Here is a 21,508-nt window from a genome sequence, read left to right on the forward strand (position 1 = left end):
GTGAAGGGGGTCTATTTTCACTTGCGATTCAGGAACGCAGCCCTATATCCGGCCCCTCGCTGCCCCATGGGGACTTCCAAACCGCAAGGCAGCCCTTGTCGTTAACACACCGTTTGGGGGTCCCTTGAGTTGCACATTTTCCCTGACGCATCGGTTGTAGCTGGCACCCTTTCGCCGGACGAACCCGTAATCATCAACCGCCCGCACGCCGCTGCGCGCGCTGCCCGTTTCTTCGCCACGAAGTTTCCGGGCAAGTCGCTCTATGCCGTGAAGGCCAACCCCTCGCCGGATCTCATCCAGATCCTGTGGGACAACGGAATTTCGCACTACGACGTCGCCTCGATCACCGAGGTGCGCATGGTGCGCGCGACGCTCCCCGCCGCGACCCTGTGCTTCATGCACCCGGTCAAGACCGCCAGCGCGATCCGCGAAGCCTACTTCCAGCACGGCGTGCGCACCTTCAGCCTCGACACCCTCGAGGAAGTCGAGAAGATCGTCGCCGCGACCACCGACGCCGATGGCAACGAGGCCAAGGACTTGCGCCTGTGCGTGCGTCTGCGCGTCTCGTCGGAGTACTCGGAACTCAGCCTCGCCTCCAAGTTCGGCATCGACCTCGCCGATGCGGGCGACCTGCTCCAGGCGACTCGCCAGGTGGCGGACTGGCTGGGCGTGTGCTTCCACGTCGGCTCGCAGGCGATGACGCCCTTCGCCTATGTCCAGGCTCTGGAGCGCGCGCGTGCCGCCATCGCGGACGCGGGCGTCGTCATCGACATGATCGACGTGGGCGGGGGCTTTCCCTCGTGCTACCCGGGCATGGAGCCGCCGCCGCTCGAGGACTACTTCGCGATCATCCACCGCCACTTCGAGGCCCTGCCGATCGCCTACAACGCCGAACTGTGGTGCGAACCCGGCCGTGCGCTGTCGGCCGAGTACAACTCGCTGATCGTCAAGGTCGAGAAGCGCCGCGGTGACGAACTGTACATCAACGACGGTGCCTACGGCGCCCTCTACGATGCCGCGCACGTCGCCTGGCGCTTCCCCGTCAAGGCGATCCCGCGGGATGGCGAGCGCTCCGGCGACATGCAGGAGTTCTCGTTCTACGGCCCGACCTGCGACGATGCGGACTTCATGGAAGGCCCGTTCATGCTCCCCGCTGATATCAAGGCGGGCGACTTCATCGAAGTCGGCATGCTGGGCGCTTACGGTGCCGCCATGCGTACGGCCTTCAACGGCTTCGGCGGCGGCGAGGTCGTGGTCGCCGACGACGAGCCGATGGCCAGCCTCTACACCGGCCGCAAGGACCCGCGCGTCTCGGACAACGTCGTCTCGCTGCGGTGATCCGGTTGCGATCTGATTAGGGAAAGGCCCTCGGAACGGCGGTTCCGGGGGCTTTTTCTTGCCTGGTCCTCGCTGTCGACGAAGGCGATGGGGAGGGAGGTGGTGGAGGGGCGGGAGACACCTCCGTCAGCCCTTCGGACTGGCACCTCCCCATCGCTGCGCGACAGGGAGGATCGGAGTTCAGGCCTTGACGAACAGGTCCTTCACGCGGTGGGGCTGGCTGCGCAGGTACTGCGGCGCCACCGGCATCTTCGCGCCCAGTGCGGCCGCCGCGTGCCAGGGCCAGCGCGGATCGTAGAGCACGGTGCGGGCGAGAGCGACGATGTCCGCCTCACCGGTGGCGATGATCGCCTCGGCCTGCTCGGGCTCGGTGATGAGGCCGACCGTGACGACCGGGATCGATACCGCCTCCTTGACGCGGCGTGCCAGCGGCACCTGGTAGTTGGGGCCGACCGGGATCTTCTGCTGCACCGCCAGGCCCCCCGAGGAGACGTGGATCGCCGCGGCGCCGCGCGCTTCGAGCGCCCTGGCGAAGGCCACGGTGCCTTCGACGTCCCAGCCGCCCTCCGCCCAGTCGGTGCCCGAGACGCGCACCGTCACCGGCTTTTCGGCCGGGAAGGCGGCGCGCACGGCGTCGAAGACTTCCAGCGGGAAGCGCAGGCGGTTCTCGAGGCTGCCACCGTACTCGTCGGTGCGGTGGTTGGAGAGCGGCGAGAGGAACTGGTGGAGCAGGTAGCCGTGGGCGCCGTGGATCTGGATCGCATCGATCCCCAGCCGCGCGGCGCGGGTGGCCGCCTCGGCGAAGGCGTCGCGGATGCGGGCGAGACCGGCCTTGTCGAGCGCGACCGGGGGATTCTCGTGCGCTTCGAAGGGAATGTCGGAGGCGGAGAGCGTCTGCCAGCCGTTCTCGGCATCGGGGGCGATCTGGGCGCCGCCGTCCCAGGGCTTGGCGGTGCTGGCCTTGCGCCCGGCGTGGGCGAGCTGGATCGCGATCGGCATGTCCGACCAGCGACGGACCGTCTCGAGCACCTTGCCCATCGCGGCTTCGGTTTCATCGTCCCACAAGCCGACGTCGGCGTAGGAGATGCGCCCTTCCGGCGTCACCGCGCTGGCCTCGATCGTCAGCAGCGCCGCGCCGGACTGGGCCAGGTTGCCGAGGTGGATCGCGTGCCAGTCGGTCATCCGGCCGTCCTGCGCGGAATACTGGCACATCGGCGCGATGACGATGCGATTGGAAAGCGTCAGGTCGCCGACGGTGACGGGCTCGAAGAGCTTGGCCATGGATGGTCCTTCTGGAATGCAGGTTGCGGGGGGAGCGATCGCGGGATCGCTGCAACGCGGCACCACTTGGGGACTCATGCGCCATGAGAAAAGGCCTCCCGCGCATGGCGGAAGGCCTATTTCGATAGATTATCTTGCAACTGCGAAAGCGCTGGGCGCCGGCTCAGGCCGCCTGGCGCATTTCCAGCCGGTCCCAGATCTCGGCGAGCGCCTGCGTCAGGTCGCGCATCATCTCTTCGGTGTGGGCTGGCCCCGGCGTGAAGCGCAGGCGCTCGGTGCCGCGCGGGACGGTGGGGAAGTTGATCGGCTGCACGTAGGCGCCGTATTCGGCGAGCAGGATGTCGCTGATCTGCTTGGCGCGCACCGGGTCGCCGACCATGAGCGGGACGATGTGCGTGGTCGAATCCATCACCGGCAGGCCCGCATCGCGGAACATCTGCTTCATCATCGCGGCGGAGCGTTGCTGCCCCTCGCGCTCGGCGCTGGAGCTTTTCAGGTGCTTGACCGAGGCGAGCACGCCCGCGACCAGCACCGGCGACAGCGAAGTCGTGAAGATGAACCCGGGCGCATAGGAACGGATGCAGTCGATGATCTTGGTGTTGGTGGCGATGTAGCCGCCCATCACGCCGAAGGCCTTGCCCAGCGTGCCCTCGATGATGTCGATCCGGTGCGCCGCCTCGTCACGGTCGGTGATGCCGCCGCCGCGCGGGCCGTACATGCCGACGGCGTGGACCTCGTCGATGTAGGTGAGGGCGTTGTACTTGTCCGCCAGGTCGCAGATCGCGTGGATCGGGGCGACGTCGCCGTCCATCGAATAGACCGATTCGAAGGCGATCAGCTTGGGCAGGTTCTCGTCGGTCTCGGCCAGCAGCTCCTCGAGGTGCTCGAGGTCGTTGTGGCGCCAGACCTTCTTTTCGCAGCCCGAGTTGCGGATGCCGGCGATCATCGAGGCGTGGTTCAGCTCGTCGGAGAAGATCACGCATCCCGGCAGCAGCTTCGCCAGCGTCGAGAGCGTCGCGTCGTTCGAGACGTAGCCCGAGGTGAACAGCAGCGCACCCTGCTTGCCGTGCAGGTCGGCCAGCTCGTGCTCCAGTTCGATGTGGTAGTGGGTGTTGCCGCCGATGTTGCGGGTGCCGCCCGAGCCGGCGCCGACGTCGTGCAGCGCCTCTTCCATGGCCTCGATCACCTTGGGGTGCTGGCCCATGGCAAGATAGTCGTTCGAGCACCATACCGTGATCGGCTTTGGCCCGTTGTGCCCGGCGAAGCAGCGCGCGTTCGGATAGGCACCCTTGTTGCGCAGGATGTCGATGAACACGCGATAACGGCCTTCCGAATGGAGCCGCTCGATCGCCTGGTCGAAGATGTGTTCGTAGTTCACGGTTGAGACTGTGTCCTGCGTTGCCTGTCCAGCCAGCGGTCCGGATAGCTTTTCCGGCGCCAATACCTTATCGTGTCGTCCATTGCCAGTCGCTTATACCATTGGTCTAATCCGAAAACGTGCCCACGGAAAACGGAACTTTCGCAGGGTCGTGGCCGGCGACGAGGATCATCTGCGGCGCGGCGCGGCGCAGCGCGTTGATCGTCATCAACCAGGAGAGGTTTTCGCTGCGATAGGTGTCCGGCTCCTCGCGGGTGGCGAGGCGGGCCGGCGGGCGCAGTTCGGCCCAGCTCGCGGCAAGCTGGGCGACGTCGCCGGTGAACAGGTATTCGCGCCCGTTCGCCAGCCAGGCGTAGACCATCGCGGTGCCCGGCCGTAGCCCGCCCGCGGGGATGACCACGACGCCCGGCGCCAGCGCATAGGGCGCTCCGCCCGGCGGCGGCAGTTCGCGCGCGGGGCGGCGCTCGCCGTCTTCGTGGCCACCGTTGTGGGTTGGCTTGTCGGCGAGCAGGACCGCGTGGCCCGCACGCGAGAGCGCGCGTTCGACCCGGGCCTGCGCCGCCTTGTCGAAGCGCTCGAAATCATGGGCCAGCGCCGCCTTTTCCGAGATGCCGGCATCGATCACGACGGGGGCGCTGCCGGGCACGACCAGTTCGTAGGCCCGCACTGTATTGGGCATCGAGCGCAGGCCGGTGCCGGCAGCCAGCATGTTGCGCGAATTGAAGCGCAGGCCGACCGTCTCGACCCGCACCTCGACCGGGCGTGCGCCCTCGGGCGCGGCGGCAAGCGCGCGCAGTTGCGTCATCGTGACCGGCTTCGCCCTCGGTTCGACCGCTCCCGGACCGGCACCGGGATCGACCAGATACCAGTAGTAGGGAATGGCGATGATGAGCAGTACCGACAACAACCAGGAATTCAGGCGTCGCGTCAAAACTTTCCGACCTCAAGCAACCCGTACTGCGCCAGCTTCGTGCGGTACGCATCGGGTACGTCTCCCGCTCCGGTGAATAGCGCCCTGTCCGGGGCTTGGCGAGCGTATTCCTGTCCCTGCGTGAGACGCGCGATCTGGCGGGCGATGCCTTGGGCGCCGTGGACGAAGCGCACGCCCGGCCCGAACGCCTGCGCGAGTTCCTCCTCGACCAGCGGGAAGTGGGTGCAGGCGAGCACCACGGTGTCGATCCGGTCGCCGCCGGGCTGGCTGCGCAGGGCGTCGGCGGCGTGGGCGATGGCAGCGGGATCGACGCGCTCGCCGCGCAGCTTGGCCTCCGCCGCCTCGACGAGGCCGGGGGCGCCATGGCGCAGCAGGCGCTTGCCGGCGGCGAATTCCTGTTCCAGCCGGTCGACGTAGGCCTGGCGGATGGTCGCCTCGGTGCCGAGCAGGCCGATGACGCCGGTGCGGGTCATCGCGGCGGCGGGCTTGATCGCGGGCACGGTGCCGACGATCGGCACCTCGAGCACCTCGCGCACCATGCCCAGCGCGATCGTCGAGGCGGTGTTGCAGGCGATGCAGACCAGGCGCGGGCGGAAGCGCTCGGTCATGCGGCCGAGCAGCCCGGCGACCCGCGCGGCGACTTGCGCCTCGGTCTTGGAGCCGTAGGGCAGGCCGGCGGTATCGGCGGCGTAGATGATCGGAGCCTCCGGAAGCGCCTTGCGCACTTCCTCGAGCACGGTGAGGCCGCCCACGCCCGAATCGAACACCAGGATCGGCGACGCGGGATCGATCGGCGCGCAAGGCGTCGGGTTGGCCGTCTGCGGCGCGCTCGTCGTATCGGAAGCCATCGTTTTTCCCTGGACCTTGCCACCTGTTAACCGCGCGGGCGTGGACAGGGCAACGTCCAATGCTGCACCTTGTCTTCCGCTTGGCGCTATAGGTCGCTAGATCGGTCTGCGATCCGACCGCATCGGATCAACCGCTCTAGGCTTTTGTCTTACCGCGATTTCCGAGTCATCAGATGATTTCATCTGACTACAAATCGCTCTAAGGCGCTGCGTCATGGAATGGATTTTCGCCCCGTTGCTGGCACTTTCGCTCGGTTATGCCCTCGGTTCCGTACCGTTCGGGCTCATCCTCACCCGCCTGTTCGGCGCAGGCGACCTGCGCTCGATCGGCTCGGGCAACATCGGCGCCACCAACGTCCTGCGCACGGGGCGCAAGGGCCTCGCGGCCGCGACCCTTCTGCTCGACCTCGCCAAGGGCCTCGCCGCGGTGCTGATCGCCGCGCGGTTCTGGCCGGAATGGGCGGCGCTGGCAGGGCTCGGGGCATTCCTCGGGCACTGCTTCCCGGTGTGGCTGGGCTTCAAGGGCGGCAAAGGCGTGGCGACCACGGCGGGCATCGCCTTCGCCCTCGCCTGGCCGGTGGGCCTCGCCTATGCGCTGACCTGGATCGGCCTGCTGGCGAGCGTGAAGATCTCCTCCGTCGCGGGCATGACCGCCGCCGTCGTCGCGCCGATCGTGGCGCTGGCGCTGGGCGAGCGCGAGGCGGCGCTGGTCCTGGCGGTGATCGCCGCGTCCGTGCTCTACCAGCACCGCGAGAACATCGCCCGGCTGCGCGCCGGCACCGAGCCGCGCATCGGGAGCGGCAAGAAGGGATGAGCGGGCCGGGCGGGCAGGCGGGGGCGCAGCTTTCGCAGGAAGAGGCCTTCGCCCGCATCCGCCTGCTGCGCTCGCCCAACGTCGGCCCGGTCACGTACGCGCAACTGCTGGCCCGCTTCGGTGCGGCGGTGGCGGCGATCGCGGCCTTGCCGGACCTCGCCGGGCGTTCGGGCCGACCTTACGTTCCTGCCCAGGAACGCCGCGTCCACGACGAGATCGCCGCCGTGCGCAAGGCCGGTGCGCGCTATCTCTTCCACGATTCGCCCGAGTATCCGCCGCTCCTCGCCGAAACCGAGGGGGCGCCGCCGATCCTGACCTGTCGCGGCGACGCCTCCATCGCCTTGCGCCCCTGCGTCGCCATGGTCGGCGCGCGCAACGCCTCGGCCGCCGCGATCCGGCTGGCGCGCGAAATCGCCCACGACCTCGCGGGCGAGGGCTGGACGGTCGTTTCCGGCCTGGCGCGCGGGATCGACGGTGCTGCGCATCGCGGCGCACTGGCGGCGGGGGCGACCGTTGGCGTGATCGCCAGCGGCATCGACATCGCCTATCCGCCCGAGCATGCCGACCTCCAGGAACAAGTGGCGAGGCATGGCCTGCTGCTGGCCGAACAGCCCCCCGCCACCGAACCGCTGGCGCGCCACTTCCCGGCGCGCAACCGCATCATCGCGGGGCTTTGCGCCGGTACGCTGGTGGTCGAGGCGGCGCCCCGGTCCGGTTCGCTCATAACCGCGCGCCTGGCCGGCGAGATGGGGCGCGAGGTCATGGCGATCCCCGGCTCGCCGCTCGATCCGCGCTCGCGCGGGTGCAACCAGCTTATCCGCGACCACGCGATCCTGGTGCAGGACGCGCAGGAGGTGATCGAACTGCTGTCCGGCTTCACCGGCAGCCCGCGCTCGGCCTTGCGCGAGGCCGCCGGGCACTGGCCGATGGACGCGGACCTCGCCGCCGAACCTGCCGCTCCGGCCGATCTTGCGGCCCTGCTGACGACCGCGCCGATCGCGGTCGACGAACTGATCCGGCAGTCCGGCACGAGTGCGTCGGCAGTGCACAGCGCATTGCTCGAACTGGAACTTTCCGGGCAACTGGTGCGTCATGCGGCCGGACGGGTGAGCCTGGGCTGATCGGCGCCGATGCGATTTTACCATGGCAATTCGGTCCGGCGACTTTATCGCGACGTCCGAATGCGCCAAGGGGCCGATCGATCAGGCTCCTACCGATCAGGGGTTGACGCCCCGCCGGGCCGGGACCCACCTTGTACGTGTATGTATGCGTGCGCACACGCGTAAGGGCAGAACGAGAAAAAAGAATGCAGCTGGTAATCGTCGAATCGCCTGCAAAGGCCAAGACCATCGAGAAGTACCTGGGCAAGGACTACAAGGTCCTCGCCAGCTACGGCCACGTCCGCGACCTGCCGCCCAAGGACGGCTCGGTCCGCCCGGACGAGGAGTTCGCGATGGACTGGGAGCTCTACGGCGACAAGCAGCGCCAGGTGAAGGCGATCACCGACGCGGCCAAGACGGCCGACCGCCTCATCCTCGCGACCGACCCTGATCGTGAGGGCGAGGCGATTTCCTGGCACGTGCGCGAGCTGCTGGCCAAGCGCAAGGCGTTGCCCAAGGACGTCCAGCGCGTCACTTTCAACGCCATCACCAAGGACACCGTCACCAGGGCGATGACCCAGCCGCGCGAGCTGGACCAGGACCTGATCGATGCGTACCTCGCCCGCCGCGCGCTGGACTATCTGTTCGGCTTCACGCTCTCGCCGGTGCTCTGGCGCAAGCTGCCCGGCGCCAAGTCGGCGGGCCGTGTGCAGTCGGTGGCGCTGCGCCTGATCGTCGACCGCGAGCGCGAGATCGAGGCCTTCAAGGCGCAGGAATACTGGTCCGTCGCTGCGCAGATGGCGCACGACGGCACCGACTTCACCGCCAAGCTGGTGACGTTCGACGGCCAGAAGCTCGACCGGCTGAGCCTGGGCGACGAAGGCACCGCGCTGCGCGCCAAGACCGCCGTCGAGAATGGCGCCTTCAAGGTCGAGGGTGTCGAAACCAAGCCGCACCGGCGCAACCCGCAGCCGCCGTTCACCACCTCGACGCTCCAGCAGGAAGCCGCGCGCAAGCTGGGCTTCTCGGCCAGCCAGGCGATGCGCGTGGCGCAGACGCTCTACGAGGCGGGCGCGATCACCTACATGCGTACCGACGGCGTGCAGATGGACCCGAGCGCGATCTCGGCCGCCCGCGCCGCCATCGCCGAGCGCTTCTCCGGCCACTACGTCCCGGAAAAGCCTCGCCACTACGAGACCAAGGCGAAGAATGCGCAGGAAGCCCACGAGGCGATCCGGCCGACCGACTTCACCAAGGACCGCTACGGCTCGGGCGACGAGGCGCGCCTCTACGACCTGATCTTCAAGCGCGCGATGGCCAGCCAGATGGAATCGGCCGCGCTCGAGCGCACCACCATCACCCTGCGCGATGGTACGGGTCGCAACGAGTTGCGCGCCAGCGGCACCGTGGTGAAGTTCCCCGGCTTCCTGGCCGTCTACGAGGAAGGACGCGACAACAAGGGCGACGACGACGAGGAAGCGGGCCTGCTGCCCTTCATGAAGGCGGGCGACATGCCTGCCAAGAAGGGCGTCACCGCCGAACAGCACTTCACCCAGCCGCCGCCGCGCTTCTCGGAAGCCAGCCTCGTCAAGCGGCTCGAGGAACTGGGCATCGGCCGTCCGTCGACTTATGCCTCGACGATCCAGGTCATCAAGGACCGCAACTACGTACGGACCGAGAAAAACCGTTTCTTCGCAGAGGAATCGGGCCGACTTCTCACCTCGTTCCTCGAACGCTTCTTCGACCGCTACGTCGCCTACGACTTCACTGCCGGGATGGAGGACCAGCTCGACAACGTCTCGGGCGGGCGCGAGGAGTGGAAGGTGCTGCTCGCGAACTTCTGGCGCGACTTCAAGCCCAAGTCCGACGAGGTCATGGAGAAGAAGCCCTCGGAAGTGACCGAGGCGCTCGACGAGTTCCTGTCCGACTACCTGTTCCCGCCTAAGGCCGATGGCACCGACGCGCGCCTCTGCCCCAAGTGCGAGCAGGGTCGCCTGTCGCTTCGCGGTGGCCGCTACGGCGCCTTCATCGCCTGCTCGAACTATCCCGAGTGCAAGTTCACCCGCAAGTTCGCGCAGCCCGGCGGCGCGGCGGACGGCGGCGGTGACGACGAGAGCCTGGGCAAGGACCCGGCGACCGACCTCGAGATCGTGCGCCGCACCGGCCGCTTCGGTCCCTACATCCAGCTCGGCGAGGGCAAGGAGGCGAAGCGTTCGTCGATCCCCAAGGACATCGACGAGCTGAACCTCGAATGGGCGATCAAGCTGCTCAGCCTGCCGCGCAACATCGGTGCCCATCCGGAAAGCGGCAAGGAAATCACTGCCAGCATAGGACGTTACGGGCCATACCTCGCCCATGACGGCAAGTACGCCAAGCTGCGCTCCACGGCCGAAGTCTTCGACACCGGGATGAACGCGGCGGTCTCGATGCTGGCGGATGCCGCCAATCGCGGCGGCGCCTCGCGCACCAAGGCGGAGCCGATCAAGCTGCTCGGCGCCCACCCGACCACCGGCGGCGAGATCAAGGTCATGGAGGGGCGCTACGGCCCCTACGTCTCCGACGGCACCACCAACGCCACGCTCCCGCGCGACGTCAAGCCCGAGGACCTGACCGCAGAACAGGCGATCGTCCTGATCGACGAGAAGGCCGCGAAGGGCCCGGCCAAGGGCAAGAAGAAGGCGCCGGCGAAGAAAGCCGCCGCCAAGAAGCCGGCTGCCAAGAAGGCACCTGCGAAGGCTGGAGCGGCGAAGAAGGCCCCGGCCAAGAAGGCCGTCAAGGCGGAGGCAGCGGAATGAGCGACAAGACCGCCAAGCACAAGCAGCCCTGGAAGCCCGAGGAACTGCAGAAGCTGCAGATCCTCGCCGGCAAGGGCAAGGGCCTCAAGGAAATCGCCAAGGCCCTCAACCGCACCGAGGAATCGACCAAGGACGCGGCCAAGCAGCACAACATCGGCGTCGCCAAGGCGCGTTAAGCGGTTTGGCGTGGCGGCCGTGCGTGTTAGCTTCCTGCCAAACTGGAGAGGAGGCCCCGCATGATCGCGCGCACGAACCGTCGCACACTCACGCTGCTGCTCGGAATGGCCGGCCTCCATCTGCCGGTGTCGACCTGGGCGCAGCCTGCGGCGAGCCAGCCCGAGGCGTCGCGACCGGGTGCGCTGATCTCTGCCGAGCCGGTGGCCGAGACCCCGCCGGGAATGCAGGCCTGGCGGATCACTTACTGGACCACGCTCGATACCGGCACGCCCGTGCGCGCCACCGGCATGGTGGTCGCCCCGCGCGAGGCCCTGCCGCCCCGCGAGACTTTGCCGCCGCGCGAGACTTTGCCTCCGCGCGGGCGGCGGGTCATCGCCTGGCAGCACGGCGCCTGGGGCGTCGCCAGCAAGTGCGCGCCCTCGCTCAGCAGCAAGTTCTTCGCCGCGACCCCGGCGCTCGCCGACATGGTGCGGCGCGGCTACGTGGTGGCGGCGGCGGACTATCCGGGCCTGGGGTCGGAAGGCATCCACGGTTTCCTCGCCGGGCGCGAGACGGCCCATTCCGTGCTCGACGCGGTGCGCGCGGCGCGGGCGATCCCCGGCACCGCGGCAGGCACGAGGATCGCGCTATGGGGCGAATCCCAGGGCGGCCATGCGACCTTGTGGACCTCGGCCGAAGCGCGGCGCTATGCGCCCGAACTCACGCTCGTCGGAACCGCCGCGGCAGCGCCGCCGACCGACCTTCTGGTCAACCTGGCGTACAAGGGCGACCCGTCGGTGAAGGCGATGTTCACCGCTTTCGTGACGTATTCCTGGTCCCGTCGCTACGGCGCGCCGCTGGCCAGCGTATTCGGGCCGGTCAACCGGGGCGTGGTGACCCGGCTGGCGCAGAACAACTGCGTCCAGCTCGACAGCAAGCCGAAAGTGGGAACGATCCTGGGCATCCTTTCCGTGCGCGGCGGACTGCAGGGCAAGGACCTCGGTACGATCCAGCCCTGGGCCCGGCTCGCCCGGACCAACAGCGTCGAGGCGCGCGGGGTGCCGGGTCCGGTGCTGATCGCGCAGAGCGTGGCCGACCCGCTCGTCTCCCCGGACGCCACCCGCGACTTCGCGCGCCGCCTGTGCCGCCAGGGCCGGGCGGTGCGCTACATCGCGATCCCCGGCGGCGACCATGCCGCCAGCGCCCGCGACAGCGCACCCGAAACACTCGACTGGATCGATGCGCGGTTCAGCGGCGGGACCGCGCCCGACGACTGCCGGAAGATCTGAGCTGCGTCCGGTACTTGCTAGCCGTTCCTCCGGCCCTACCGGGCGTGCCTGAGGCGCCACAGGCCGAAGCGCCGTTGGCCGAGGGTCACGCTTTCGTAGCGTTCGTAGTCCCGGTCCAGCGCGGCTCTCACCAGCGCGCGGGTCTCGCGGTTGGGGCGGTTGGGGCGGGCCGTCTCGGCGACCACGATCACCCCCGGCGCGCTCGCCAGGATGCGCCGCACTTCGGACACGGGCGAGACGCCCAGCGCTTGCGCCTCGTTCATCGCGTTGAGGTGGCTGGGATAGGCGAAACGCGTCGGGATGCAGGCGTCGGTGGTGCGGTAGAGCGCGCTGTCGCCCTCGTAGACGTAGAGGCAGCGGCCGTGCAGTTCACGCGACACCGCACCGCTCGCGGCGGCGAACTGCGCGGCGGTTCCGCGCTCGGCCACTTGCGCCATCGGCACCGCCACGGCACCCGCCAGCCCGGCGCCGAAAAGCAGCAGCCCGTACCACCGCTCGCCTTTGGCCGTGCGCCCAAGCGCAGGGGCGGCCAGCACGCTCAGCGGCACGAGGACGGGGCCGAGGTAATGGTCGTACCAGGTGCCGAACAGCAGGAAGCCGGCGATGCTGGCCAGTGCCCAGAGGCGCAGGTCCGGCAGCACGGCGGGCCGGTCGCCCCGCACCGGCGGCAGGCGGCGGGCGGCGAGGAGGACGGCGAGGGCGAACGGGATCATCGCCGCGGCTTCCTTGGCGAGCTGCCCGAAGGCGTCGGCGTGGTCGGTGGAGCGGCTCAGGATCGACAGGAAGTTGGCCTGCACGAACGCTGCGACGTGGCCGGTCGCGGCATAGGCCAGCAGCACGGCGAGCGTCGGGGCGAGCGCGGCGCCGATCCAGGCGAGGCCGGTGGCGGCAAGGCGGCCAGTTGACCATCCGTCGGCCCGCCCCCGGCCAAGCAGCATCAGGCCGAAGCAAAGCCCTTCGAACACCACCGAATACTTGATCTGCATGGCGAGGCCCAGCAGCACCATGGCCTCCAGCCCGCGCCGGGCGAGCATCGGGTCCCGGGCTTTGGCCCGCGCCTCGACCACCAGCAGCGCGGCGAGCGCCACCGGAAGGTTGTAGAACACCGGCGACTGGCCGAGCGCGACGTTGAACACCGGCTGCCAGACGAGGTAGGCCAGTCCGGCCAGCCGCCCGGCGCGGGGAGGGGCGACGAACCTTGCCATGCGCTCGATCGCCAGCGCCGTCAGCACCGAGCAGACGAGGCCGAGCACCTGATACGACAGCACCGGATCGAAAGGCAGCGCGTAGACGCTGCGAAAGATTGCGAAGAGGCCCCAGGGCTTGCGATCCCAGATGTCGACGAAGGGCAGGGCGCCCAGGGCCATGCGCTGACCGACGAGGAGATAGAACTGCTCGTCCGACTGGAACGCGGGCTTGCCCAGCATAACGAGGCGCAGCGCGAGGGCCACGGGCAGGTACAGCGCCAGCGAGCGCGCCGGCACCCGCAGACGTAGCGGCGCGCGCCGGTGCGCGGCGATGGCGATGCGCGCACCCATCTGCGACCTCTTCTTCAGAACCGGGCGCGAGGGAGGGCGCTCGTCGAAGCGGCAGTTACGGCGTCAAGTTTGCAGAATTGCGACGGGGCCCCGGGAGGAGCGGAGGCGCGTCCCTACTTCCTGGTGCCGGTCGTAGGCGCGGGGATGGTCGGCGCGGGGACCGGCACGGCTGGCTTGGGCGCGCCGGGAGCGGTCATCGTCGGGGCCTGTCCGGGCGGGTTGAGGCCGGGTTCCGGCGTGACGAAGGGCTTTACCGGCTTGACGCCGGACTTGACCAGCCACTTGGCGATGCCGTCGGCCGTGGCCTGCATGCCGGCCTTGTTGAGGTGCCACTGGAGGCCCTGGCGGCCGTCGTAGCCCTGCGGCGAGCCGATCATCCACGGCTCCTTGTCGCAGGGTGTATGGGTCGCCGAGGACTGGTTCATCTCCACCACCATGACCCCGTTCGCCTGGGCGACGCGGCCGGTGATCTCGGCGAGGCGGCGGCCGATCTCGCGCACGATCGCCGCGTCGGTCTCGCTCACCGGGGTGGCGGCGCACAGGCCGCCGGGCGGGGGCAGCGGCGTCAGGTACTGGACGAAGACGATGCGCGCCTGCGGAGCGGCGGCCTTGAGGCGGCGGGCGATCTCGTTGAGCTGGGCCTCGTCGCGCACGTAGTCGGCTTCGGTCGGGATCCGCACGGCGCCGCAGGCGCGGGTCTTTGCGCCGGAAGCGGCGACGATCCTGGTGTTGAAGGCGCAAGTCGCGGAGAACAAGTTGCCGATGTACGAGAGGTCGTTGCCGCCGATGGTCACGGTGACCACGCGGGTTTCGGGCGTGACGCTGACGATCTGGGGCGGAATCTCGCTCCACGGGCCGAGGACGTGCTCCGTCGTCGCGCCCGAGCAACTGCGGTCGATCAGCTCGAGCCCGAAGCGTTCGGCCAGCAGGGTGGGGTAGTTGTTGAAGCTCTGCCCGCAGCGCTGCGGCCAGCTCGGCTTCGCGGGCGGAAGCTGCGGCCCGGCGGCGAACGACGAGCCGATCGCGACGTAGCGCTTGCCGACGAGGAACTCCTCGACCACCGGCCGCGGCGCTTCGGCGGGGACGACCGCTTTTGGCTGTTCCGCGGCGGCGGCCACACCCTTCTTTCCGCCGGTGCCCGAGGCATCAGGCTTTTTGACCTTCGGCTTTTCGACTTTGGGCTTCTCGACCTTGGCCTTCCTGGCCTTGTCCTTGTCCAGCGTCGTCGCCTGCTGGGCCAATGCCGGCATCGAGGCGGCCGCGCAGCCCAGCAGCACGGCGCCCGCAACGACCCCACCCATGGCCCGCAAAGCCGATGTCCGCGACGACGGCGTCATCATTTCACCCAGTCCAGCCGGATTTCCTCGTAGATGTCGCGAGCGGCATCGGCCCAGTTTTCCTCGACCTTGACGTGGAGGAACAAGTGGACCTGATGGCCGAGGACGGCGGCGAGTTCGGTACGCGCGGCCTCGCCGATCGCCTTGATCTTGGCCCCGCGCTTGCCGAGCACGATCGCCTTCTGGCTTTCGCGCGCGACGACGATCTGCTGGCGGATCTCGACCGAGCCGTCCTTGCGCGGGGTGTAGCTCTCGGGCCGCACGGCAGCGTCGTAGGGAAGTTCCTCATGGAGCTGGCGATAGAGCTGCTCGCGCGTGATCTCGCAGGCGAGCAGGCGTTCGCTGGCGTCGGAAACTTGGTCCTCGGGATAGTGCCAGGGGCTTTCCGGCATCAGCTTGGCCAGCCACGACTTGAGCTGGGGCACGCCGTCGCCGGTCAGCGCGGAGATGAAGAACACTTCGTCGAAGGCGACTTCGCCGGTGAATTCCTGCGCCAGTTGGAGGAGCTTCTCCTTGGCGCTGGCATCGACCTTGTTGAGCACCAGCAGCTTGCGCTCCGGGCGGTCCTTCAGGGCTTCGAGCAACGGCGCGAGTTCGTGGCGGCGCAGCTTGACCGCATCGACCACCAGCAGGATCGCATCGGCCTCCTGCGCGCCTTCCCAGGCGGCGGCGACCATCGCCCGGTCGAGCCGGCGGCGCGGCTCGAAGATGCCGGGGGTGTCGGCCAGGATGATCTGGGTTTCCCCCTCCAGCGCGATGCCGAGCAGGCGGGCGCGGGTGGTCTGCGCCTTGGCCGAGGTGATCGCCACCTTCTGGCCGACCAGCGCGTTGACGAGCGTCGACTTGCCCGCATTGGGCGCGCCGAGGACGGCGACGAGACCGCAATTCTGGGTCATCCGAACTTCCTCATGAATTCTTCGGCCGCCTGGGTTTCGGCGTCCTGCTTGGAGTGGGCTGTGGCCTGCGCCGCGCCGACGTTGTGGACCGACACTTCGACCGTGAAGCGCGCGGCGTGGTCGGGGCCGGAGCGGTCGACCAGCCTGTATTCGGGCATGCGGCGGCGGTTGCCGGCGGTCCATTCCTGCAAGGCCGACTTGGGGTGCTTGCGCTTGCCGGTCTTGCCCTGGAGCACGTCGTTCCACAGGCCCAGGACCATGGCGCGCGCCGTGTCGAAGCCGCGCTCGGTGAAGCAGGCGCCGATGATCGCCTCCATCACGTCGCCCAGGATGTTCTCCGAATCCTCGCCGCCGTCGTCGCGCGCCTGCTTGCCGAGGCGCATGTGCGGTCCCAGGCCGATCTCGCGCGCGATGATCGCGCAGGTCGCACGGCTGACGAGCGCGTTGAGGCGCTGCGAGAGGCGGCCCTCGGCCTCGTCGCTGTTGGAGAACAGCCAGTCGGCCACCGACAGTCCGAGGACGCGGTCGCCGAGGAACTCCAGCCTTTCGTAATTGCGCTTCTCGCCGGTCGAGCCGTGGGTGAGCGCGGAGAGCCAGAGAGCCTCGTCGACGGGCTCGCAACCGGCATGTCGGGTCAGGAAGGCACGGGTCTGTGCGTCAAGCACTCAGATCACGCTCCCGATGCGGCTCCACCGCGCGGCGGTGAACCAGGTCCAGGGCTTGATCCACTCGGACGAACCGTCGGTGGAGAACATCATCACCGATGCCTTGCCGACCAGGTTCTCCTGCGGGACGATGCCGATGCCCGCGCCCTCGACCGCCGGGAAGCGGCTGTCCATCGAGTTGTCGCGGTTGTCGCCCATCATGAACAGGTGGTCTTCGGGGACGATGAAGACGCCGGTGTCGTCCTGCGGGGTCTGGCCCATGTCGAGCACGGTGTAGCTCTTGCCGTTCGGCAGCGTCTCGCGGAACTGCGGATAGCGGCAGACCGGGGTGCCCTTGGCGTCGGTGCTGTCGAAGCCCGGGCCGCAGTCGGTGTTGGGGCTGATCGGCACGAGGAAGTCGGCGACCTTGACCTTGGGGATGGCCTTGCCGTTGAGCCAGACCTGGCCGCCCTTCATCTGGATCTCGTCGCCGGGCAGGCCGATGACGCGCTTGATGTAGTCGACGTCGTTGCCGGGGGGCGCCTTGAAGATCGCGACGTCGCCGCGCTCGGGCTGGTGCGCGAAGATGCGGCCCGGGATCAGCGGCAGGCTGAAGGGCAGCGAGTACTTGGAGTAGCCGTAGGACCACTTCGTGGCGAACAGGTAGTCGCCGGTCAGCAGCCGGGGCAGCATGGATTCGCTGGGAATGTTGAAGGGCGAGATGATGAAGCTGCGCAGGATCACCACGCCCAGCACCAGCCAAGCCAGAAACGAGAAGAAGCTCTCGTCCTTCTTGGCCGGGGTCGTCGGTGCGGCGGCGGGCTTTTCCGCGGGGGTCTTCGAGGCGGCCTCGCCGGCTTCGATTTGGGTGTCGCTCATGGGTCAAACCCTTGCCCACGCGGGCGCACTCCCGTCAAGTGCGATCCCCACGAAGGTAGGATGGCGACCGATAATTGCACAACTCGGGCTTGGATTTCGCAGTTGCGGAACGCATAAGGCGCTCCCGAAAGCCAACAGGAGATCCATGGCATGAGCGACGCGGTCTGGAAGAAGCTGCAGGGACTGGAAAAGCCGACCCTCAAGGCGCTTTTCGATGCCGATCCCGGCCGTCTCGACACCTTCGCCACGCGCCTCGAACTGGGCGAGGAGGAAATCTCCACCGGTATCCGGTTCGACTGGTCGAAGACCCACCTCGACGCCGCCCACGTCGCAGCGTTCGAGGAACTGGCAGAGGCGATGGACTTCGCCGGGCGCCGCGCCGCGCTGTTCGCCGGCGAGATCGTCAACCCGACCGAGGGCCGCGCCGCCGAGCACACCGCCCAGCGCGGCGTCGGCAAGGAGGAGAGCGTCGGCCTCGCCGCCGAATACCATCACCGCATGGCGGCGATCGTCGAGGCCATCCACCGCGGCGCGATGGGCGAGGTGAAGCACCTCATCCACATCGGCATCGGCGGCTCGGCCCTGGGCCCGGCGCTGGCGGTCGACGCGCTGGCGCGCGACGGCGCGCTGGTGGACGTCCACGTCGTCTCCAACATCGACGGCTGCGCGATGGAGCAGGCCTTCGAGGGCTGCGATCCGGCCACGACGATGCTGGCGATCGCCTCCAAGACCTTCACCACCATCGAGACCATGGTGAATGCCGAAAGCGCCATCGCCTGGCTGCGCGACAATGGCGTGGAAGATCCCTACGGCCGCGTCGTCGCGCTCACCGCGGCGCCGGAGAAGGCGATCGAGTGGGGTGTCGACGAGACGCGCATCCTGCCGTTCTCCGAAAGCGTGGGTGGACGCTACTCGCTGTGGTCCTCGATCGGCTTCCCGGTCGCCATGGCGCTGGGTTGGCCCGATTTCGCCGAGTTCCTCGCCGGTGCCGCGGCGATGGACGTGCACTTCCGCGACGCCGAGGGCATGGCCAACCTGCCGCTGCGCGCCGCGTTCGCCGACCAGTACTACACCCGCTTGCGCGGTTGCCAGACGCGCGGCGTCTTCGCCTACGACGAGCGGCTGGCGCTGTTGCCGGACTACCTCCAGCAGCTCGAGATGGAATTGAACGGCAAGAGCGTGAAGGTGGACGGCTCGCCGGTCGACGGTCCGACCGCGCCGATCACCTGGGGGGGCGTGGGCACCGACGCGCAGCACGCGGTGTTCCAGCTCCTGCACCAGGGCACCAACCTGGTCCCGGTGGACTTCATCGCCTCGATCGCGCCCGGCCACGACCTGGCGCTGGCGCATCATCGCATCCTGTTGTCCAACTGCTTCGCGCAAGGTGCGGCGCTGATGGCGGGCAAGGCGAGCGAGGACCCGGCGCGCGCCTATCCGGGCGACCGTCCCTCGGCGACGATCCTGCTCGACGAAGTCACCCCCGCCACGTTCGGCGCGCTGGTCGCCTTCCACGAGCATCGCACGTTCGCGAATGCCGTGCTCATGGGGATCAACCCCTTCGACCAGTTCGGCGTGGAACTGGGCAAGGAGATCGCCAAGCAGATCGAGCAGGGCGGCACGACGTTCGATCCCTCGACCGAAGCGCTGCTGGCCCTGGCCGGTATCGGTTGAGGTTGAATCCTCCCCGTCGACGCAGTCGACGGGGAGGGGGGATCTCCACCCCGGCGAGGCCCGGGTGGTGGTTGAGGGGGCAACTACCCCTTCAGCCGTGCGGCCTGCCAGCATCGAAGGCCTACGCCGGGACGGGCATGAAACCGCCCCGGCGCCCTGCAAGGGGCCTGCGACGCGCCCGCTCAGGCGCGAAATTCGAGGCCTTCGGCCCAGTCCGCGTGGTTCGGCCTGCGGACGGCACCCGGAACCTGGACCTGCCCGTCAAGCAGGCGGGCGAGCAGGCGCTTGCCCTCGTCCCAGCTACCAAGGCCCGAGTTGGCATTGATGTGCCCGACGTCGCCGGCATCGACGAAATCGCTGCCCCACCGCCGGGCGAGGCCCTTGGCGGTCTCGAAGCCGATCCACGGATCGTTGCGGCTGCCGACCAGGATCGAGGGGAAGGGCAGGGCATCGGCCGGAGTTGGCGCGAAGCCGGTGAGGCGTTCGTCCCGGGGGAAGAAATCGACTTCCGGCGGCGCCACCAGCAGCGCGCCGGCGACCGGGTTCGACCACGCGGGCTGCTCGAACTTCGACCACCACGCGGTCAGGATGCACCCCAGGCTGTGCGCGACCAGGATTACCGGGCGCCCGGCGCGGTGAACCGCCAGGTTCAGCCGATTGATCCAGGTATTGCGGTGCGGCGTGTCCCAGCTCCCGAGGTCGGCGATCTGGCAATTGTCGATCTCTTCCGCCCAGCGGCGCTGCCAGTGGCCCGGCCCGCTGCCTTCCAGGCCCGGAACCAGCAACACCAGCGGTTCCTGCGTATTCGTTCCCCGGTCGGCCTCGACGTCATGCAAACGTGCCATAAGGTGATCTCCCAGTGGTCGTGCGCTGCCCCTGAGAGAGGGCAACCAAGGCATCCTCATAAACTCAACTGAAATGATTGACAATGCCCGCGCGTCGTAACGACCCTCCTTCGGGTCGGGCCGAAACGGCACCGGGTCTGCAACGGGACGGCATGGGCGCAAGGTCGTCGCTGGCAATCGGCCGGGCCATGTCCCATATGGCCTGCGACCGACTGGAACGCCGGCAAAGGAGCACTCACGCATGGCCGAATACGACTACGATCTCTTCACCATCGGCGCCGGATCGGGCGGCGTGCGCGCCAGCCGGGTCTCGGCCGCGCACGGCGCGCGCGTGGCGGTGGCGGAGGAGTTCCGGATCGGCGGGACTTGCGTGATCCGCGGCTGCGTACCCAAGAAGATGCTCGTCTACGGCGCCCACTTCGCCGAGGACCTGGAAGACGCCAAGCACTTCGGCTGGGATGTGGGCGAGGCCAGGTTCGACTGGGTCAAGCTGCGCGACAACGTGCTGGGCGACGTCGACCGCCTCAACGGCCTCTACACCCAGACCCTGGAGAACAACCAGGTCGAGATCTTCCACGAACGCGCGACGATCACCGGCCCCAACGAGATCACCCTGTCCGGGGGCGAGAAGAAGACCGCCAGGCACATCCTGATCGCCACCGGCGCCCGCCCGCACGTTCCGTCCTGCCCCGGGCACGAGCACGGCATCACCTCGAACGAGGCGTTTCACCTCGATGCGATCCCCCGGCGGGTGCTGATCGCCGGCGCCGGCTACATCGCCAACGAGTTCGCCGGCATCTTCCACCAGTTCGGCGCCAAGGTCACGCTGATGAACCGCTCCGACCAGTTGCTGCGCGGCTACGACGAGAGCGTGCGCGATCGCCTGCTGCAGATTTCGCTCACCAAGGGCATCGACTTCCGCTTCAACGCCGCCTTCGAGAAGATCGAGAAGAACCCCGACGGCACCCTCGTCGTCCACATGAGCAACCACGAGCCGATCGAGGTCGACTGCGTCCTGTTCGCCACCGGCCGCGTGCCGAACATCGAGGGCTTGGGGCTCGAGGACGTCGGGGTCGCGCTCAACGAGAGGGGCGGTATCGCCGTCGACGAGCATTCGCGCACCAACATCGAGAGCATCTATGCCGTGGGCGACGTGACCGACCGCGTCCAGCTCACGCCCGTCGCCATCCGCGAGGGGCAGGCCTTCGCCGACAGCGTGTTCGGCGGCAAGCCGACGACGGTGGACTACAACTGCGTCCCCTCGGCCGTGTTCAGCCACCCGCCGATCGCCGCGGTCGGCCTCACCGAGGCGGAAGCGACGCGGCAGTACGGCACCGTCAAGGTCTACACGAGCGACTTCCGGCCGATGAAGAACGTCGTCGCCCACCGCAACGAGCGCTCGCTCTACAAGATGGTGTGCGAAGCGCAGACCGAGCGCATCCTGGGCATCCACATGATCGGCCCCGACGCCCCCGAGATCATGCAGGCCGCCGCCGTCTGTGTGAAGGCGGGCCTCACCAAGGCGGACTTCGACGCCACCGTCGCCATCCACCCGACGATGTCGGAGGAACTGGTGCTGCTCAAGTAGGCCCGTGGTCCCGGCCAGCGGTCGTCTTGCGGGGCGGCAGCGGGCCGGGGCGAAAGCGAGGGACCCCGCGTTTCCTGCCTCTGCCAATTTCCTTAACCGCGCGATTAAAATGGTTGACCTGTCTCCGGATGCCTTTAGCGCAGGCAAAATCCATGCTGCCCGAGCGACGAATCCGGGCAC

The 21,508-nt window shown here is 68.5% G+C and carries 18 protein-coding genes; 8 read left to right on the forward strand and 10 right to left on the reverse strand.

Annotated elements, in window-relative coordinates; genetic code table 11:
* The first annotated feature begins 129 nt into the window (after nucleotides 1–129).
* Nucleotides 130–1,338 (forward strand): type III PLP-dependent enzyme, encoded by a 1,209-nt coding sequence (locus tag ACFFDA_RS29525; protein WP_404480797.1) that lies wholly within the window; start codon nucleotides 130–132, stop codon nucleotides 1,336–1,338.
* A 180-nt stretch (nucleotides 1,339–1,518) separates the two neighbouring features.
* Here the strand turns inward: ACFFDA_RS29525 and ACFFDA_RS29530 are convergent, their stop codons facing one another.
* From ACFFDA_RS29530 to murI, 4 genes are all read right to left on the reverse strand, one after another.
* Nucleotides 1,519–2,619 (reverse strand): NADH:flavin oxidoreductase/NADH oxidase, encoded by a 1,101-nt coding sequence (locus tag ACFFDA_RS29530; protein ID WP_404480798.1) that lies wholly within the window; start codon nucleotides 2,617–2,619, stop codon nucleotides 1,519–1,521.
* Between the two features lie 163 nt (nucleotides 2,620–2,782).
* Nucleotides 2,783–3,997 (reverse strand): 5-aminolevulinate synthase, encoded by a 1,215-nt coding sequence (hemA, locus tag ACFFDA_RS29535; protein ID WP_404480799.1) that lies wholly within the window; start codon nucleotides 3,995–3,997, stop codon nucleotides 2,783–2,785.
* Nucleotides 3,998–4,103: 106 nt separating this feature from the next.
* Nucleotides 4,104–4,901, reverse strand: a complete 798-nt coding sequence (locus tag ACFFDA_RS29540; RefSeq protein WP_404480800.1) for a hypothetical protein — start codon at nucleotides 4,899–4,901, stop codon at nucleotides 4,104–4,106.
* Nucleotides 4,902–4,924: 23 nt separating this feature from the next.
* On the reverse strand, nucleotides 4,925–5,776 hold the full coding sequence (gene murI / locus ACFFDA_RS29545) for a glutamate racemase (RefSeq protein ID WP_404480801.1): 852 nt from the start codon (nucleotides 5,774–5,776) through the stop codon (nucleotides 4,925–4,927).
* Nucleotides 5,777–5,990: 214 nt separating this feature from the next.
* Here murI and plsY point away from each other — a divergent pair, with 214 nt between their 5' ends.
* The 5 genes from plsY (at nucleotide 5,991) to ACFFDA_RS29570 (ending at nucleotide 11,930) form a co-directional block, all read left to right on the forward strand.
* On the forward strand, nucleotides 5,991–6,590 hold the full coding sequence (gene plsY, locus ACFFDA_RS29550; RefSeq protein ID WP_404480802.1) for a glycerol-3-phosphate 1-O-acyltransferase PlsY: 600 nt from the start codon (nucleotides 5,991–5,993) through the stop codon (nucleotides 6,588–6,590).
* Nucleotides 6,587–7,711, forward strand: coding sequence for a DNA-processing protein DprA (dprA, locus tag ACFFDA_RS29555; RefSeq protein ID WP_404480803.1), 1,125 nt, complete (start codon nucleotides 6,587–6,589; stop codon nucleotides 7,709–7,711). Before plsY ends, dprA begins: the two co-directional genes overlap by 4 nt.
* A 185-nt stretch (nucleotides 7,712–7,896) precedes the next feature.
* Complete coding sequence (gene topA / locus ACFFDA_RS29560) at nucleotides 7,897–10,485, forward strand: type I DNA topoisomerase (protein WP_404480804.1); 2,589 nt, start codon at nucleotides 7,897–7,899, stop codon at nucleotides 10,483–10,485.
* On the forward strand, nucleotides 10,482–10,661 hold the full coding sequence (locus ACFFDA_RS29565; protein WP_007680958.1) for a hypothetical protein: 180 nt from the start codon (nucleotides 10,482–10,484) through the stop codon (nucleotides 10,659–10,661). The genes topA and ACFFDA_RS29565 overlap by 4 nt, the downstream gene beginning before the upstream one ends.
* 60 nt (nucleotides 10,662–10,721) lie before the next feature.
* On the forward strand, nucleotides 10,722–11,930 hold the full coding sequence (locus ACFFDA_RS29570; protein WP_404480805.1) for a lipase family protein: 1,209 nt from the start codon (nucleotides 10,722–10,724) through the stop codon (nucleotides 11,928–11,930).
* Between the two features lie 35 nt (nucleotides 11,931–11,965).
* Here ACFFDA_RS29570 and ACFFDA_RS29575 read toward each other — a convergent pair whose 3' ends face one another.
* From ACFFDA_RS29575 to lepB, 5 genes are all read right to left on the reverse strand, one after another.
* Nucleotides 11,966–13,468, reverse strand: coding sequence for a hypothetical protein (locus ACFFDA_RS29575; protein ID WP_404480806.1), 1,503 nt, complete (start codon nucleotides 13,466–13,468; stop codon nucleotides 11,966–11,968).
* A 113-nt stretch (nucleotides 13,469–13,581) separates the two neighbouring features.
* Nucleotides 13,582–14,769: an SGNH/GDSL hydrolase family protein gene (locus ACFFDA_RS29580; protein WP_404480807.1), complete on the reverse strand. Its 1,188-nt coding sequence runs from the start codon at nucleotides 14,767–14,769 to the stop codon at nucleotides 13,582–13,584.
* A gap of 35 nt (nucleotides 14,770–14,804) precedes the next feature.
* On the reverse strand, nucleotides 14,805–15,701 hold the full coding sequence (gene era, locus ACFFDA_RS29585) for a GTPase Era (protein ID WP_404480808.1): 897 nt from the start codon (nucleotides 15,699–15,701) through the stop codon (nucleotides 14,805–14,807).
* Complete coding sequence (gene rnc / locus ACFFDA_RS29590) at nucleotides 15,698–16,366, reverse strand: ribonuclease III (RefSeq protein WP_404480809.1); 669 nt, start codon at nucleotides 16,364–16,366, stop codon at nucleotides 15,698–15,700. The genes era and rnc overlap by 4 nt, the downstream gene beginning before the upstream one ends.
* Nucleotides 16,367–17,224 (reverse strand): signal peptidase I, encoded by an 858-nt coding sequence (gene lepB, locus ACFFDA_RS29595; RefSeq protein ID WP_404480810.1) that lies wholly within the window; start codon nucleotides 17,222–17,224, stop codon nucleotides 16,367–16,369. It lies immediately after the preceding gene.
* A 150-nt stretch (nucleotides 17,225–17,374) separates the two neighbouring features.
* Between lepB and pgi the strand changes: the two genes are divergently transcribed.
* Nucleotides 17,375–18,895 carry a glucose-6-phosphate isomerase gene (gene pgi, locus ACFFDA_RS29600; protein ID WP_404480811.1) on the forward strand — a complete coding sequence of 507 codons (1,521 nt, stop codon included), beginning with the start codon at nucleotides 17,375–17,377 and terminating at the stop codon, nucleotides 18,893–18,895.
* A 182-nt stretch (nucleotides 18,896–19,077) separates the two neighbouring features.
* Here pgi and ACFFDA_RS29605 read toward each other — a convergent pair whose 3' ends face one another.
* Nucleotides 19,078–19,740, reverse strand: a complete 663-nt coding sequence (locus tag ACFFDA_RS29605; RefSeq protein ID WP_404480812.1) for an RBBP9/YdeN family alpha/beta hydrolase — start codon at nucleotides 19,738–19,740, stop codon at nucleotides 19,078–19,080.
* A gap of 241 nt (nucleotides 19,741–19,981) precedes the next feature.
* On the opposite strand from ACFFDA_RS29605, the gene gor reads away from it, so the two are divergent.
* Complete coding sequence (gor, locus tag ACFFDA_RS29610; protein WP_404480813.1) at nucleotides 19,982–21,328, forward strand: glutathione-disulfide reductase; 1,347 nt, start codon at nucleotides 19,982–19,984, stop codon at nucleotides 21,326–21,328.
* The last annotated feature ends 180 nt before the right edge of the window (nucleotides 21,329–21,508 follow it).

Source organism: Novosphingobium sp. BL-52-GroH, assembly GCF_044813085.1.
In the GTDB taxonomy this organism is placed as follows: Bacteria; Pseudomonadota; Alphaproteobacteria; order Sphingomonadales; family Sphingomonadaceae; genus Novosphingobium.